Annotated in this window: 13 protein-coding genes; all 13 read right to left on the bottom strand. The window is 53.4% G+C overall.

All coding sequences use genetic code 11. The features are described from left to right. Positions 1–123: 123 nt before the first annotated feature. Positions 124–489, bottom strand: coding sequence for a DUF3085 domain-containing protein (locus IG609_RS11425; RefSeq protein ID WP_039551818.1), 366 nt, complete (start codon positions 487–489; stop codon positions 124–126). A gap of 148 nt (positions 490–637) precedes the next feature. After that, the gene (locus IG609_RS11420) at positions 638–1435 is read right to left on the bottom strand and encodes a hypothetical protein (protein WP_039551816.1); all 798 of its coding nucleotides are present in this window, start codon (positions 1433–1435) and stop codon (positions 638–640) included. A 320-nt stretch (positions 1436–1755) separates the two neighbouring features. Beyond that, positions 1756–3219: a DNA cytosine methyltransferase gene (locus IG609_RS11415; RefSeq protein WP_039551815.1), complete on the bottom strand. Its 1464-nt coding sequence runs from the start codon at positions 3217–3219 to the stop codon at positions 1756–1758. 525 nt (positions 3220–3744) lie between these two features. Beyond that, complete coding sequence (locus tag IG609_RS11410; protein ID WP_039551814.1) at positions 3745–5757, bottom strand: DNA topoisomerase III; 2013 nt, start codon at positions 5755–5757, stop codon at positions 3745–3747. Between the two features lie 316 nt (positions 5758–6073). Beyond that, positions 6074–6475: a single-stranded DNA-binding protein gene (locus IG609_RS11405; protein ID WP_039551813.1), complete on the bottom strand. Its 402-nt coding sequence runs from the start codon at positions 6473–6475 to the stop codon at positions 6074–6076. A 61-nt stretch (positions 6476–6536) separates the two neighbouring features. Then, positions 6537–7097 carry a DUF3158 family protein gene (locus tag IG609_RS11400; protein ID WP_039551812.1) on the bottom strand — a complete coding sequence of 187 codons (561 nt, stop codon included), beginning with the start codon at positions 7095–7097 and terminating at the stop codon, positions 6537–6539. Beyond that, on the bottom strand, positions 7094–7912 hold the full coding sequence (locus IG609_RS11395) for a PFL_4669 family integrating conjugative element protein (protein WP_039551810.1): 819 nt from the start codon (positions 7910–7912) through the stop codon (positions 7094–7096). Before IG609_RS11395 ends, IG609_RS11400 begins: the two co-directional genes overlap by 4 nt. Before the next feature lie 281 nt (positions 7913–8193). Further along, positions 8194–9408, bottom strand: coding sequence for an STY4528 family pathogenicity island replication protein (locus IG609_RS11390; protein ID WP_039551808.1), 1215 nt, complete (start codon positions 9406–9408; stop codon positions 8194–8196). Continuing rightward, entirely contained in the window at positions 9405–9983 is a 579-nt protein-coding gene (locus IG609_RS11385; RefSeq protein WP_431040437.1) for a DUF2857 domain-containing protein, read from the bottom strand. Before IG609_RS11385 ends, IG609_RS11390 begins: the two co-directional genes overlap by 4 nt. Continuing rightward, positions 9980–11704, bottom strand: a complete 1725-nt coding sequence (locus tag IG609_RS11380; protein ID WP_039551806.1) for a ParB family protein — start codon at positions 11702–11704, stop codon at positions 9980–9982. Before IG609_RS11380 ends, IG609_RS11385 begins: the two co-directional genes overlap by 4 nt. A 443-nt stretch (positions 11705–12147) precedes the next feature. Beyond that, positions 12148–12360 (bottom strand): AlpA family transcriptional regulator, encoded by a 213-nt coding sequence (locus tag IG609_RS11370; RefSeq protein WP_039551805.1) that lies wholly within the window; start codon positions 12358–12360, stop codon positions 12148–12150. A gap of 442 nt (positions 12361–12802) precedes the next feature. Further along, positions 12803–13741: a LysR family transcriptional regulator gene (locus IG609_RS11365; protein ID WP_005966918.1), complete on the bottom strand. Its 939-nt coding sequence runs from the start codon at positions 13739–13741 to the stop codon at positions 12803–12805. 375 nt (positions 13742–14116) lie between these two features. After that, positions 14117–15961: a tyrosine-type recombinase/integrase gene (locus tag IG609_RS11360; protein ID WP_072035928.1), complete on the bottom strand. Its 1845-nt coding sequence runs from the start codon at positions 15959–15961 to the stop codon at positions 14117–14119. Positions 15962–16107 lie beyond the last annotated feature (146 nt).

The raw sequence follows: 16107 nt of genomic DNA, 5'->3' as shown, positions 1-16107 counted from the left end.
CTGGCGGACGTTGCTCCTGAAAATGTGAGGAATAGGGGAATCTATGGGTGATAGTTGGCAGGATGGTACATAGTGGACTGGAGAGGAAAGAAGCCCCCATGAGGGGGCTATGGAGGACGAGAATCAGTTGCTATCGGAGTTTGTCGCGACAACTTGCAGGAAAATTTGTGTTGCGGTAGCGGACACTTCGAGATCGCCGGCACCATCCAGGATGCCGGTAAACACTCTGTCGCCAGGCTCGAAGAATTCGCCAAAATCGTCGCCACCGAACTCGGCGCGTGAACGCTCCCACCAGTCGTTAAAGGGTGCAACGTCAGGATTGCAGCCAATCGCGTAGGCGATCAGCTTTTGACGCCCATCGGGATGGCGTTCACCATGCTCGGCGAGCCAGTAAACACCGTGGTCCTTGACCAGGATAATGCGGCACTGATTGGCAACAGCTTCGGCGATGACGGGCCGCAATTCGGCTCCTTTGAAGCGTAAAGTCATACAAGTTACTCCTGAGATGATGGTATGCCGGGCAACACAGTGAAGAAGTGTTGTCCGGGGCGGGGGATTGGTCCGTATCCCAGTCGAGGTGCGATAAGTAAACGATGCTGGTCAGATAACCCACCGTATAGACGGGTTGTCTGTCGCGTCATGACTTGCGTCGCAGCGGCTTTTGAATGGTGCGAACACGTATGCGACGCCAACTGCCATCGTCGATCAGCCTGAGCAGTACGTCTCCGAGGGTATCTAAGAACACACCGTCAACCCGTTCAACCAACTCTCCATCGTGGCTCAGCACTACGGCATAGAGGTCGTCGGCGCGTTCGTATTGCACAGTGACGCGGCCATTGAATTTCGCCGTGTTTGTGTTGAAGCTGATAGCCGGTGGTGTAGCGATGATGTCCTTGGGCAGCGGATCGACCCAGGTGAAATCTCGCGCACCCGCATCAACCAGCAGGTGCGTAATCCGACGAAAACCATCCGGTGCCGGCAGCTCCTCCAGTTGCCTGATCAGTTCCTGTAACTCCGGGCTGCGGGGTTGCGGGATCGGAAGCCTGGCGGGTGCGGAGCCGAGTACATACGTCTGGAGCTTGTAGGGCTTGCCATCAACGGTGTATTCGGTGCGCTCTTCGGGGGTATCTGCGCGAAGACCGTCGAAGCGATGCCGTGCGTAGGGTTCGACCTGCACCTTGGCTCCTTCGTCTGGATCTTCGGTCACGAGCGTCCGGTCAAGCACGGCGAACTCGATTCGGCCCGTCTTGACGACAATGGCATCCTCCGTCCTGGCGATGATCTTTCCTTCAAAAGGCTTGGGATCAATGTGAAAGCCCAGTGTCGAAACCTTGGGCTGGCCGTCAAAAATGTTGAACTTGAAGCTGCGGGCATTGGAAGGAACGTGGTCACGCACCAATGACTGCATCTGATTGCGAATGGTTTGATGATCCATGGGAAAGTCTCCAAAAAAAAAGGAGCTCCCCAGCCACAAGGGAGGAGAGCCCTGTGGGTGGAATAAATGGACGCTAAGCGCCCTGGTGATGGCGAAAGCCAACACGCTATCAGCGTGTCGCGGTCTTAATGGCCTGGACCGCCTGGGATGCTGCCGGCTACGCCAGCGAACATGTATGCAGCATGGCGCGATAACGGTCCGTATGCGTGGAACAAAACGCATCAGGATGCGTCCGTATTGGTGTCGAGTATGGTAGAAAGACGCTTTACAGGGAGCGCGATGAACAACAAACAACACGCTCCAGTCTTATAGAAACGGTGTTACCTGGACTGTTGCATGGCTTCGAGCAGACGCTGCCCCAACCATGCCACGCAGGTCACGGCCATTGAGTTGCCAATGGCTTTGTAGCGAGGCGTGTCGGCTGCCGGTTTGCCACGGTACGGCACCTGTGTCCAGTCATCGGGCATGCCCTGCAGACGTTCGCATTCGATCGGCATCAACCGCCTGACCCGCCATTGCGGCCAACATTGTTCGTCTGGTTTGAGTAGCGTGTAATGAAGATGTGTTTCCAGGTTCTGCGTCAGTACAGGGTCCTTGTCGTTGCCGCATCGCGTGGCGCTGAACACGGTTGGCATGCCTTGACCGGGTTTTCCGCCGCTGGCGAGCAGCGTGCCAGCGATCTGGCCATGACCCGATTCCAGGCGCAGTTCGCCGCGCCCGTTCTGTGCAAAGGCGATGGCAGGCCAGGCCCGGGTTCGCAAAGTGGGCGTCACGCCTTTTACGGCATCCGCACCGTAGTCCTGGGCAGTAAAGGCAATCATCGGGATAGATTTGTCGTTGCCATTTTCCCGATAGTCTTTGCCATAATTTGCCGTGTTCGGTGTATGGCTGAGGGGGCCAGCTACCGACTGAACCAGGAAGTTTTCGGTGCAGATATCGTGTTTGGCTCCAGCGGCCATCAGACAGGCAGCCACGTTGACTGGCCCCATACCACCGCCGAAGCTGAATGTCGTGACCACCTTGCCATAGGGGCTCAGTCCGGCATAGTCGCTTGCTGTCGCAGGGCCTGCTCCAGCAGCGCGGGCAGCTTCTTGCCACGGCGAGCTGCCCGCTGAAGAATTCCCGCGCACGCTGTCGCGCTCAAAAAGTACTTCGCAGGGATCGAGGTCGTCTCGACCACTTGCCACAAGAAACACGCGCTTGCGACGCTGGGCGACACCGAAATATTGGGCATCGAGAACCCGCCACGCAATGCGCCGGTGGCGTCCAGACACGTGACCTGCGTGCGCCCATTTGGACCCTGGTGGTTTGAGCGCATGGCTTTCTCCGGCCAGTGCGCCCAGCAGGCAACCAAAGGCGTTAGATCGATCACTGAGCACGCCGGGGACGTTTTCCCAGACGAGCGTGGCGGGGGGCTGATGGTTTTTGATACGGGTTTGGTCGATGGCATTGGCAAGCTCCACGTAGCTGAGGGTTAAGGCACCGCGAGGGTCGTTCAGCCCCCGTCGCGCGCCGGCGATGCTGAATGCCTGGCAAGGCGTTCCGCCAACAAGAATGTCCGGGGCGATGACATTACCAACGCGTACCTGGTTGGCGATGCGCGTCATGTCGCCGAGATTGGGGACATGGGGGTAGTGGTGTGCGAGTAGGGCACACGGAAAGGGATCGATTTCCGAGAACCAGGCGGCTTTCATACCGAGTGGTTCCCAGGCCAGGCTGACGGCCTCAATACCGCTGCAAACGCTGCCGAACTGCAGTGCATGGGGTGGGGGTTGTGTGCTCATTGTGTCTCCTGTTTGTTTGGTTCAAGGCCACAGGCCCAACCGGATATGTCGTAAATCAGGAGAAAAAGTGTCGGGGACCTGCTGGCCTCCGACTCGGTAGGAAGAAACCACCTGTGGGCTGTTTCAGGATGCAGTCGTCGTCAAAACCGTTCGCTGTCGCAGCAATCGCACCCGGCCGTTATCGTGGTTGTGGCCGGAATCCTCTGGCATGTATCCACACACAAAGGGAACCCAGTTTTTCGCCGTTGGGCGCGGCAATGAATACCGTCATCCCCGAAGGGTTTCCTGATGTCTGGCCTCTCAAGCAAAGCATCAGGAAACCCTTCATGGAGGGCGGAAGAACCGGAGAAGGGGGAACGCGTCTGGTGCGTCCATGGATGAGTTGCCTTCTTGCCTCGCTGCCGGAGCATGGCGAGGTGCGCACGGTTTAGCAGAAGACTGGCGCGCCGGGATTCCCGCACGGGCGCGGGGGTGAGGCCATGTCATCACAGAAGACGTGACATGGCTCTTTGGGTTCAGAGCGACTCAGGGCTCCCGGGAGCTGCGGCTACGCTTGCGCGGCATGGCGCGTTTGTGTTTACCACTGTCGATAGGCTGAGAGCCTTTGCAGTCGGGGTAACGAGGACAAGACCAGAATGGCCCGCTCTTGCCGGTGCGTTGACGCATAGCGGTGCCGCATTCGGGGCATGCGGGTCCCTGTGGCACCTTGATAGACAGAGATGCCCCTCGATACTGCTGCACCAATTGCGTGATCCAGGCTGACTGCTTGTCGATAAAGACATCGAGTGTGAGCTGACCGGCTTCGATCATGTCCAGCGCCTGTTCCCAGATAGCAGTCATGCCTGGGTCGGCAATGGCACCGGGAACGGCGTCGATGAGTGTAAAGGCCGCATCGGAGGCGCGTACTGAACGGCTTTTCTTCAGCAGGTAGCCACGGTCAAGTAACCCTTTGATGATATTGGCGCGAGTCGCCTCAGTGCCGATACCCGTGGTGTCCTTCAGCTTTTGTTTGAGGCGCGGATCTGAGACCAGTTTGGCTACCCCCTTCATCGCCTTGACCAGTTCGCCCTGGGTATAAGGACGTGGCGGCGATGTCTTGAGTGCTTTACAGTCGATGCCAGTTATCTGGCAGGACAATCCTTCATGCAGCGCTGGCAGAACCTGGCTGCGTAGTGTGGTCTCGCCATCCTCATCTGGCCTGGGTTCAGTGAGCACCTGTCGCCACCCGATGACGACGATCTGCTTGCCGACCGCTTGCAGTGTTTCGCCCGTGCATGACAGGCGCGCGGTGGTACGGTCGAATTCATGTTGCGGCAGAAACTGCGCCAGATAGTGGGCACGGATCAGTTTATAGACTGCCTGCTCTTTGTCGCTCATCGCCGTGAGATTAGCGGGTTCGAGTGTGGGGATGATGCCGTGGTGCGCCGTGACTTTGCTGTCGTTCCAGGCACGCGATCGCTGATTGCGGTCTAGCTGGTCAACGATCGGCCTCAGGCCTGGATCGGTCTTGAGAAGACTGTCGAGTACCACCGGCACCTCGGCGAACATGCTTTCAGGCAGGTAGCCGGAATCTGAGCGCGGGTACGTCGTGGCTTTGTGAGTCTCGTACAGTGCCTGGGCGATTTCCAGGGTTTCCTGCACATCCAGGCCCAGTTGTTTGGAACAGATTTCCTGCAGAGTGCCCAGATCGAAGGGTAACGGTGGGCCTTCACGCAGGCGTTCCGTCTCGACAGACGTGACCTGTGCGCTGCCAGCAATACGCATGCGTTCGGCCGCTTGTCGGGCTATGGGCTCCTGCAGACAACGGCCCGCATCGTCTGTTGCTGTATCTGGTGCCAGCCAGCCTGCAGTGAAAGATTGGCCTGCGCTTGATAGCACGGTCTCGACTGCCCAGAACGGCACTGAGACAAAGCGAGCGATCTCGCGGTCGCGATCGACAACCAGTTTCAGCGTTGGGGTTTGTACCCGGCCAACGGAGAGTACGCCGTCGTAACCGGCCTGCCGCCCCATGACGGTGAACAGGCGACTGAGGTTCATGCCGATCAGCCAGTCGGCACGGGAACGGGCCAGGGCCGAGAAGTACATCGGCAGGGTTTCGCTTGATGGCCTGAGCGTTGCCAGTGCTTTGCGGATCGACGCGTCATTGAGTGCCGATAACCAGAGCCTCTGGATAGGGCCGCGATAACCGCACAGTTCGATGATCTCGCGTGCGATCAACTCGCCCTCCCGGTCAGCATCCGTCGCGATGACCAGCTCGGTTGCCTTGCTCAGAAGGTCTTTGACGACGTTGAATTGCGAAGCGGTCTTTGATTTGACTTCGACACGCCAGCGCTCAGGGATAATGGGCAACTGCTCGATAGACCAGCGTTTGTACTGCTCGCCATAGGTTTCTGGGGGGGCGGCCTCAACGAGATGACCAATGCACCAGGTTACGGTGATACCTGAACCTGCGAGGCAGCCATTGCCTCTTTGGGTGGCCCCCAGTACACGTCCGATATCTTTGCCCTGAGAGGGCTTCTCGCACAGAAATAGCCTCATAGAATTCTCTCGGCACGTGAATCATGCCGTCGAGTATTCCCGGCTGGAGAGTTTAAAATGATAAAGAATGCGGATTGCGAGCCAACGTATTTGATTTTCGAGTTTGATGCCAATCATCGGTGAATGGCACACCATTCGCATCCAGGCTGAAGGTGTATCAAGAGTGCGCCTGCGGCGGCTTCGGTGTCGAGAAAGGCCTACACTGGGCACTGCTCGTTTACGCAGCCAACTTCTTGTGCTGGAGCGCGCGAAACGCAATAGACCTCAGTGGAATAGGGGACGACCGCTGTCGGTGATCGTCCTGAAGTGCAATGTGTTATTCGGCCTGAGACACCGGATCTGCGGCCCCCGGCTTGGGGCTCAGGATGATAGCCTCGATCCGGTAAGGGAGGATACCAACACTGCGTGCATTGACTCGATAAGTCGTACGCGGATTGTTGTTCTCATCGGTCCAGTCATCTCGCTCTACACGTCCGCTGACCACGACTCGCATGCCTTTCTGGAACAGCTCGGCGAATTGCTCCGCGTCACGATGCCACCAGTCAACCGGCCGCCAGAAGCCGCCACGATCTTCAAAGGCACCGCTCTTGCCGGGGACGGGGTTGTCGAAGTAAACGTTCAGGCGCAGCACCCGACGTGGTTCTTCGTTGCCGTTGGGGTACTCGTGGAATTCTGGCGCAGAGCCGATATTTCCCTCGCCGCTGAAATGTGTACTCATATTGATGACTCCTGCTTGATGTGAAAGGTCCGCACTGGAAAGACAATGCAGGCGGAAACCGTCAACGGCGTTGTATCGATGCCGGATATTTCATGCGGCCTTCACCTGGATGTGGTTGGCTCAGATCTGCCTGATGGCCTGTCCGGCGCAGATAAACTTCTTCGGCATGAACCAGTTTGCTGGCGCAGTCCCTGGCCTGGCGTGTGAGAGTGTGCAACAGGCTAATTTGCATGTTCAGCACGGCTCGCTGGACTTCCATTGCATGTAAATCGCCGATGAGTCCGAGTGGCGTGGCCGGGTTGACCATCACCTCTTGCCACAGGGCCACGCCCATGCTGCTGCGGTCGAGGTTGCGCCAGCGCAGAAAAGTGGTTCCTGCGCCAGTGGTTTGCTGGGCCAGTTGCGTCGGTAGCAGGTTGAAGGGATGGCTGCGTGCCTGAGCCAGAACCTGCCGCTGCGCCAGCACGATCAGGTCGTCGCGCAGTGCCTCGCATTGTCTGGCCCAGACTTCGAGTGCCCCTTTACCTTTAAAAGGTTTTAAAAGGCCTTTTAGGTAGCCTGCATGTTCCAACTGCTGGAAGGTGGTCTGTTCCAGCATGGTGAAACGTGTTGATGTGCTCATGCGTGGTCATCCTCGCTATTTTGTGCACCTTCGGTTGGCTTTTCGCTGGCGCTGGCAGGTGCATCCGCAGGCTCGTCCTCGTGTGAGGGTGTTTGATTCGTGGTGCCTGAGTGCGCCATATGCGTTTGTCCACGCCGGATCAAAGGTGGTGCGAAGCGTGAACGGCGCGCGCCTTCGAGTACGTCCTGCGGCAGTTCTCCGAACTTTTCCACTGCGGCACGGGCTGCGGCATTGTTGGCGGCAAAGTCGTCACGCTGGGTGCCGGAGTAGCGGTATTGCTGTGCCAGGCTGAAGAGACTGCGCAGGGCATGGGCACCGTCGTTAAGCCAACGTTCGAGAGTTGATCGGTCGATCAATGCGGTGTGGTGGGCCAGGATCAGGCGGCGGGCAAGATCGTCGTAGTCGGCCAGTAAATAGACCGCCATAAAGCCCAGTTGCGAGGAGACGAACAGTGGCAGCTTGACGGGTTGCACATTCATGTTTTCTCCAAGGCTTAGCGCGGACGGTACGTCTGCCAGTGCCTGATCCACTTGTTGGCGCAAGCTCTGGAGCTGTTCTTTGGTGAGCGCCAGCTTGTCTTCGATGCGCAACATCCACCAGTCGGAGTAGGGATCGTCCTGCTCGGCCCCGCGCTTGAGCTTGTTCATGATGGAGACAAATCCATTCAAGCCGACGATGCCGGGTTTACCTTCTGCGGCTGCGCGTCCATGCCAAATACGCGATGCGTGGTGAGTATGCAGGGTCAGTGACATCGCACTGCGCAATGACCCCAGGTTCAATTGCAAGGATTCAGTGGCATTGTTTTCGTTGGCCATGGTGATGACTCTCCGTAGTGAAACGAGTCGTCAGCTTCGGCTGCAACGGGAAGGCCGTCAGTCATGAAACCGCACTGCTGGTCAGCCTGTTTTGCGAAGCGCCGGACGGCCTGCGAGGGAAGGCTGTGTGTGCAGCTATACCCGGGGTATAGGCGACTGTGGACGTCAGTGGACGATGCATGGCTATTTCTGCATGAGTCGTGTGCATCTCGTCTGGAAGGCTATGTATGCAGCTATACCCAGGGTATAGACAACTATGGATGATTGTGGACATGTCGAATTCACGGGGCATCCAGCAATTTGCGCAGCCGTGCCAGATGGGCCAGTGCGACATCTCTGTTTGCCGCAGGTGGCTGCGGTGGAGGAGGCGCTTCACGTGGTTTGGTGGCAGGCGTTGGTTGTGTGTTGTCCTTCTGCCCAGCCCAGGCTCGGAAATCTCCACGCAGGGCTTTCTGGATGATGCCAAACAGATAGCCCGCAGGATTTCGAATGCTGGTTGTCGTGCAACGGGCATCCCATTCGTCAAGGACGGATTGGTGCAAACTGGGTTCAACCGACTGTAATGCGGCCAGCGCACCGGATTGCTGCTCAGCCTTGAGTGCCATAAAACGCTCCGGGAAACTCAGCATTCCAAGTTCTTGCGCACGCGGTACTGTAAGTATTTTTTTATTATTTTCTTTTATATGTACTGTACTTATGCTCTTCGGATTCCGAAGTGGGTTGATTTTGCTGGCGCTCAGGCCTGATTTGGAATCCGAAGTCAGGTCGCCATTATTCCGAAGAGGGGGCGTTATCCCTTCTTCGGAATCGTGAGCGTTCATATCCTGTGGGTAACGTGAATCCATGCGCCAGCCCTGTGCAGCCAGACGCTGTGTCAGCACCTGCAATCGGGTTGGCAGTACCTGGCCGCTGAGCATCGAATCCTGTGACATCTCCTGTAGTGTATACATGCCGACACGCTGGACAGACTTGCTGGCATGAACCAGAGACTGACTGACCAGCGCCAGGTAGTCGGCGTCAAGCTGGATTGCCTCATAGGGCGTGAGTGGTTCATCGTGCAGGACATAGAGGTTGCCCAGAATGCGGCCTGTGCGTGGATCACGTCTGCGTCTGACCAGGCTGATCCATCGGGTCAGGCGCAGCATCGTCAGGGTGCGTGCGACTGTTTCGTGAGACGCTTTGGCCGCGCACGGCATGGAAGCGAGCCAGGGGGCGAGCTGATCGTACGTTGGCATCGCGGTGATACCATCTTCTGCGAGCATCAACCGGAAAACTTGCCAGCCGTTGCGTTCAAGCGGGGTGAGCCGCCCGTCCATCAGTAGTGCCCGTGGCACACTGTCGTGGTGGTTGCCGCTAAAGAGGAAACCATCCGTTGCCGCAGGCGATGAGGTGGATTGAACCGGCTTCGCGGATTGCGGTTGCAGGCGGGAGAAAGCCTGGTCGAACAACTCATTTAGCCGGATTGGGCCGTTTGTGCGTGGCTGGCCACCCGTCATCTGGTCTGCCCTTCATCAATCCATCCGCGTATGGCACTCCAGATAACGGACAGCGGCAGATCCGTGGCTTCGGCAAGTTCCGCTGCGATATCCAGCATCTCCATATCGTCATTGAGTGCCACTTTTTGTGACTTGACTGCAGCAGACCAGCGGTGCCAAAGATTGGTATCCTGCTCTTCGGTCAGAACCGGATGGCGACCTTTCCTTTTTGGCAATCCGATCACACTGCGGCGCAACGCGATTTCCTGATGGGTGAGCCCGAAGAACTTGCTGATAAGTTCGGTACTGGCACCCAGGCGCAGAAGCCGGTCGATTCTGGCGACTTCCTCGGTTACATCGTCGACCTGATGCAGGAGGCGACGCAGCACATCTCGGTTGACCACGACGGAGCACCAGGACACGTTAGCGTTGGCCAGTACGCTTGCCATGGCAGGATGTTTCAGTGCGTCAAGGTCGGTGTCATCGAATCCCATGGACTTGGCTCTGCGCAATTGACCGTTGCGCAGATCATGCAGTGCCTGTGCGATGACAGCCTGATTGAGAGGGTGTGGACCGGTCATGGCTGTGCTCCTCATGATCCGGGAATGACGTCGCCGTCATCCTGTATGCCGTTCTCAATGTCGATCAGCCTGCGGGTCAGCCGTAGCAATCGAAACAGCTTCACCAGTGCGCTGTCATTGAGCCGCTGTGGTGCATCGTTGGCGTCATTGCTCGCGTCCAGTATCCCCTGCAACAAATGCCCGAGTAGCCCAAACCGGATCGAAGACGTGGTATCTGAAAACGGATGTGTGGCGGGCAGATAGGGGGCGCTCAGAGCGTGCAGCAGCGCCAGCACCATGGATGCTGACGTATCTGTGTTGACACGGTCATCGGCGCATTTGCAACTGAATCCGATGCCATTTTCGTATGGCTCAATAGCATCTTGCGCACCGACTTCATGGGCGATTTCTGCGGCAAACTGCGCAATATGGGTGCGTAGTCGAGAAGGTTCATCCAGTGATGCCTCAATGTGCCAGATATCGGTGATCGGATACAGGCTATCAGCCTGGATAGGGATGGATTGCAAGACATTGCGTTCGAAGTCTGGCAGGGTCTCGCCAGTATGGCCGGCGACCAGCCGCTGAATCGACAGCAGCCGTTCGGTTGTGCCAGCAGGAGAAACAACATGCTGTTGCAGTAGCGTGGCATGCTCGTCGTTTCCTGCCGCAGATTTGTCTTGCGAGGTGCGGCCAACAGGTTCAGACGGGGGCGATGCCGGTTGTGCAGACGCCTTTCTGGTTGTTGATGGCTCGATGTTTCTGGGCGACGTGGATTCCGATGTAACGCCGGGCGGCGTGACGGGTAATGGCGTTTTCTCTTGCAGCGTCGATGCCCCAGGTTCAGCCAATGGTGCTTCATTGCTGAGTAACTGCCAACGCCGATCGGTGTCGGTGATCTCGAATGCCAGCGTGTCGTATTCCATCTCCAGCAGATCGGCCATTTGTCCAATCAACTCATCCTGTACGCGCTGGACACTGAAATTGCCCGGTGTGCTGTCGAACATCACCAACACATCCTGGAACACGGTGGTGAAGTCGATGTGGTGGTGTGTGTTGGTGCTGCGAGCGGACCAGGCCCGTTCAGCAGCACGCCGCAGGCTGGTCAACTGCTCGACCTGATGCCTTCCCAGCCCAGCATAAAGCACAGTAGGGATGGCCGGAAGCAAGTATTGAATGGCCTCTTGCATGCGACTGATATGGGGCTGGGGTACAGGGTAGCCATCGGCCTTGAGTCGGCGGGCCAGCTCTGACTGTGACAGTGATTTCCCGGTCTCTTCTTCATAAAGCTCCCGTGCTTTATTGACGCCCAGGGCTCGTTCAATAAATGACAGGCCACCGTGCAGCTCGTTCTCAGCCAGATGCCCCGTTAATGCGATGATTTCACCGCGTTCCGGCCATGGGCGGAACAGGCATGGAATGCGGAAAAAGCGTTCATCCCTGGTCTCAGTCCAGAGTTCGCGCAGGATCGAGAGTCTGGTATTGCCTCCGTTGCGAATGATATAGCCCTTTGCCCCTGGGCGCTGAGTGATGGAGGGCGGTGAGTCGAGTCCGCGCTCGCGTATTGAGGCTTTGATCTCGTCGTAGAGCGGGTTGCGCGTTAGTCGTGGATCAAGCTCATATGGTGATAGCTCATCGAGCGTGATAACCATTGCCGTTTCTGCAATAGGTGCGCTCAACACCTCTGCAATGGGTGCTTTGCTCGTGAAGCCTTCGCTCAGAAGTTTGCCGGCAAGGTCTTGTACGGAAATATCAGGCATGGTGGCCTCCCTTGTCAGGAGAGGATTCGTCAGTAGCAAACTGGTGTTGTGTTCGCCGTAGTAAGGCGCGCGCATTACGCCCGGCACGATAGTCGCTAGCTGTCGAACTGGTGAAGATCGGTGGCATACCAGGCTTGGTGAACTTCAAATGCCCACCAGAGGTACGTATAACCTCCCAGCCCTCTTGCAGTGCGTATTCGATCAGCGGCAGTAGTTGCTTGTGGCCCCGAGCTAATTCATGGAGGTGAGACATGATAGGCCCCTCCATGGTTTTTTCCGGTAATGTAGTAGAATTCGGGATGCCATAAATTACTGGTCATCATCCAGATGATTCTAGATGCAGGTAGTGCGACCGCTAAACCGGTACAGTGGACGGTGGCTTTGCTGATACCACCTTTTGTTGATGTTTGCATGAGTTGCTCCTTATCGTATGACTAGAGCAGTCAGATGCGTTCTTTGAGACGGTCAGTGATCCACCGATCAATTTCGACCGAATCCCAGCCTACTGCTCGTAGACCGAGGCGTATTGGCTTAGGAAAGCGACCTTCTTTCATTAGGTTATAGATATGGGCGCGTTTGAATCCGGTTTTAGCCTCAACTTCGGGGCGACGCAAAATACGGCGCTCTGGTAGTGGTGTCGTGTTCTCAGCGTTCATTACTGTCACTCCTTGGTGTTTGGTAGCGTTCATGAGGTGTGATGACTATTAAAAAGACCTCATCATTCCGTTTCATCAAACAATAGGGATGTGCTGGTTACGGTTTTTTAGCTGACTGAAAGACAGAGACTACTGGGTATATTCGTCAGCGCTTATCCTGCTCTTCGTCCGGCAATGTTTATGAAGAATAAATGGCGGTACAGTGTTTCTGTTGTCGGTGTTTTTACGCATGAAATAGAACCCAGTTCAATGGGCCCTATTGTGTCGTTCACCAGACTGAAAATGTCAGGCTCAATGTAAATTATATGATTGCTTATTATTCGCTTGATTGGTTGATATTGAATGGAGAGCATCAGAAAATTGAGGGGGTAATGGAGGTAACAGACACTAACTGTGCCTGTCATGCGGCAGACAAATAAAGTAAGACATTAACTGGTGCAACTTACCCATCTGAATGTAGTTCTGTAGGGACTGTCGACATGTGAGCAGACTGCAATTCGCCAATCTCAAGCGCACGGTTGATAAAGCGTTCTAGCTCTGGTGAATAATATTTTTCCGTCGTGATGATATTGGTCGATGAGTCTGGGATATCGTAAGACGTTGCCCGTATAATTACATTCGGATGGTTATATAATGAGAGTTGTGACTCAAGACCTATGCCGATACCGTATCCTGCAGCTACCAGCATGAGCATCGATTCGTGGCCGGAAATGTACTCGGCAATATTAGGTTGTGATAATGATGCGTCATTAAACCAGCGTCGGATGACGTTATATCCCCCTGCGCATCGTTCTGGATGGCAGAGGACTAGAGGATAGCGAAATGCTTCGGCGACAGAAATAAACTCTAGAGAAAGGAGAGGATGATTACGTGGAATGGCGACAGCAGGACGTTCACTCCAGACTGGTTGTTTGGTGTAGCCAGAGAGGCTGATATCGTCAATAGTGAACCCGGCATCTATTTGGTCGTGGGCCAGAGCCTGAAGCATTTCGTTGACGGACATCTCGGTGATACGTATTTCTGTACGTGGTTCTTCTTCTCGGCATCGGGCAAGTAATTGTGTCAGTCGGGGTTGAGCCAGGCTGTCGCATAGGCCTATACGGAGCCTGCCTCTGTAACCTTTCGCTGCAGCATGTACACGTGTTTTGGCGTTTTCGATAAAGTTAACAATACGCTGAGCTTCTTCGCGGAATACCTCCCCAGGCCATGTCAGCCGAATACGGCCTTTGTTACGGTGCAGCAATTGAACGCCAAGCTGTTGTTCCAGTTCCTTAATCGCACGGGATAGTGGTGATGGTTCTATATGGACTCTGGCGGCGGCTCTTGCGAAGCTTTGTTCTTCTGCAACAACCAAAAAATAATGTAAGTGACGGATCCTCATGTTTTATTGCTCCTTTTTACAAGTAACTTTGGGTTTCTGAAACAACAGAAGGACTAACTTGTTTTGGTTATCTGATGTTAATGATCCATTCCCTGTTCTGTGATGGTTTCACTGATGCAACTCAATGAGATTTCAGGTGAATATTACGCGAAGGAAAAAGTAAAGATACCGTCAATTATAGGGGGTGTGATGTTGATCTTTTTCCTAATAAATTACCTGTGGAACTGCTGATGTTAATTTCAATAGTGCGAGTGTCGTGCAATATAGATTTATGAGAAATTACGCTGGTGAATCTCTTCAGAACTATTAAAACCCGCATGCCATTGCGGGTTTTAATGAAATATTTAACTCGCTTAACTCTATGATATATCACCTCTAAAAGAGGTGAGTGCTTGTAATTCTATTAATTATTGTAACTATCATGTCTAGGTTGTTGGAATTAACTACATCAATAGGAGATTGGTTGTCTAATCTTTTATTTCTATTAGATAAAGCTTGATAAACTGTCCATGAATCTGCTCTATCTGATAATTTAAGTACCGCCTGAATCAATTTTTTCTTTATAGGATCGAGCTGCCAATCTGGAATTCGTTGCCCACGATTGCCGATGTTTATTGTTAGTAATTTATTCGCTTTTATCTCCCGGTTAATTTGGTCTCGAGATTTACCAGCCAGTTTAGCGAATTGGGATACTGATAGATTATGCGGTTCTTCATATATGTTAAGCATGTCTATGCGTTTTTTTTGTATTTCTGTGATGATTTTTTCGGATGCATCTTTCCCACTATATTTTGGTGGTAGAGGTGAAAGTCGTTGGAATGTTTGGTTGTTGTTATTTTCATCATTTGTTGCAACTATAGAAGTCGAAGTGGCTGCTGGAGGCGTTGTTGTTACTGGTGGTATAGGTAAATTACTATCTGTATCCAGCATAGTGGGAATTCCAGCGATATAGATAGTCAAATGCTTCATTGCTGATTCAACAAATCCTTGCTCTAATAAATCGAGCCTGTCAGCCCAATCTTGCATCATACGTCTACGTGGTTCTACATAGCTAGCATGGTTATATGCAGAGCTAACTTTATTTGGATCAGCATGAGAAAGCTGGGCATCTACCCAAACTTTAGGGTAACCAATTTCGTTCAGTGCTGTTGAAATTGTGCCACGTATACCATGGCCTGTGAGTTTATCTTTATAACCCATACGTTTCAGAGCATTATTGAGAGTGTTTTCACTTATACGCTCTTGTAAGTTATAGTAATGTGGCAATAAATAGTGCTGGGCTGGTTTAACTTTATCTATTAAATACCTGATTATTTCAATTGCCTGTGCAGATAAAGGAACAATATAAGGAGGGATATCCTGTGGTCGTTTTCTATTTTTTCGCATGCTTTTTTGTAGTTGTTTCACCTCTTCGGGAGGAATAAGCCAAAGACCACGCTCTAAATCGAACTGTTCTGGTGTAGCGAGACGTAATTCGCCAGTGCGAACTCCGGTAAGAAAAAGTAAGCGAATACCAAGTTGTGTAGTTTCATTACCTGAGTATTTACGCAATTTACTTAAAAATGACGGTAACTCTGACATGTGTAAGAATGGATTGTGAATTTCTGGCGGTTTTGGTAGCGCAACTTCTTTCAGATCCATAGCAGGGTTAACATCAAGACCATCTATTTTTACCACAGCATAGCGAAATAATTGCCCAAGCCAACTGCGCGCTTTTTCTGCTGTTGTAAATGCTTTTCGCTGTTCAATCTTGGATAAGACTTTTAATAGATCTATACGACGGATGTCATAAATAGGCATCTTGCCAATTTGGGGTAAGATGTCGTTATTAAATGTGCGCTGAATTTGGGAAAGGGTTCCTTTTTTATCCTCTTTGAGTTCTAAAGATCTATATTCAGCCCATTTTTTGAACACGGATTCAAAATCATTTTCGACAGCTAGCTGTATAACATAGCGTTTTTGCTTACGAGCGGCCTGAGGGTTTATTCCTGCGTCTAACAAAGCTTTCGTCTCATCTCGCAGGTTTCTGGCTTCTTGCAGTGACACTTTGGGGTAGGTGCCAAGAGATAGGCGTTTTTGTTTTCCTAGCCAGTAATAGCGGAAATGCCACGATTTTCCACCGTTTGGTGAGACGGAAAGAGAAAGGCCATTATCATCTGGGATTGTATAGGCTTTGCCAATTGCTTTTGCATGGCGAACAGCTATAGCAGAAAGTACCATGATCGTCGCTCCTGATTAGCATCAGAGCTGGATTTTGGTTCTCGGCAGTGTTGTTTAACAGTAACAATCTGGAAGTGAGATTACCCGTATTCAAATGGACTTAAAAATGGACTTAAAACCATTGGATATGAGTAGATTTCGATAGA

It is taken from the genome of Pectobacterium quasiaquaticum (genome assembly GCF_014946775.2).
Taxonomy (GTDB): Bacteria; Pseudomonadota; Gammaproteobacteria; order Enterobacterales; family Enterobacteriaceae; genus Pectobacterium; species Pectobacterium aquaticum.
The sequence above is the reverse complement of the archived record's forward strand: the minus strand, read 5'-3'. Positions and strand labels throughout refer to the sequence as shown.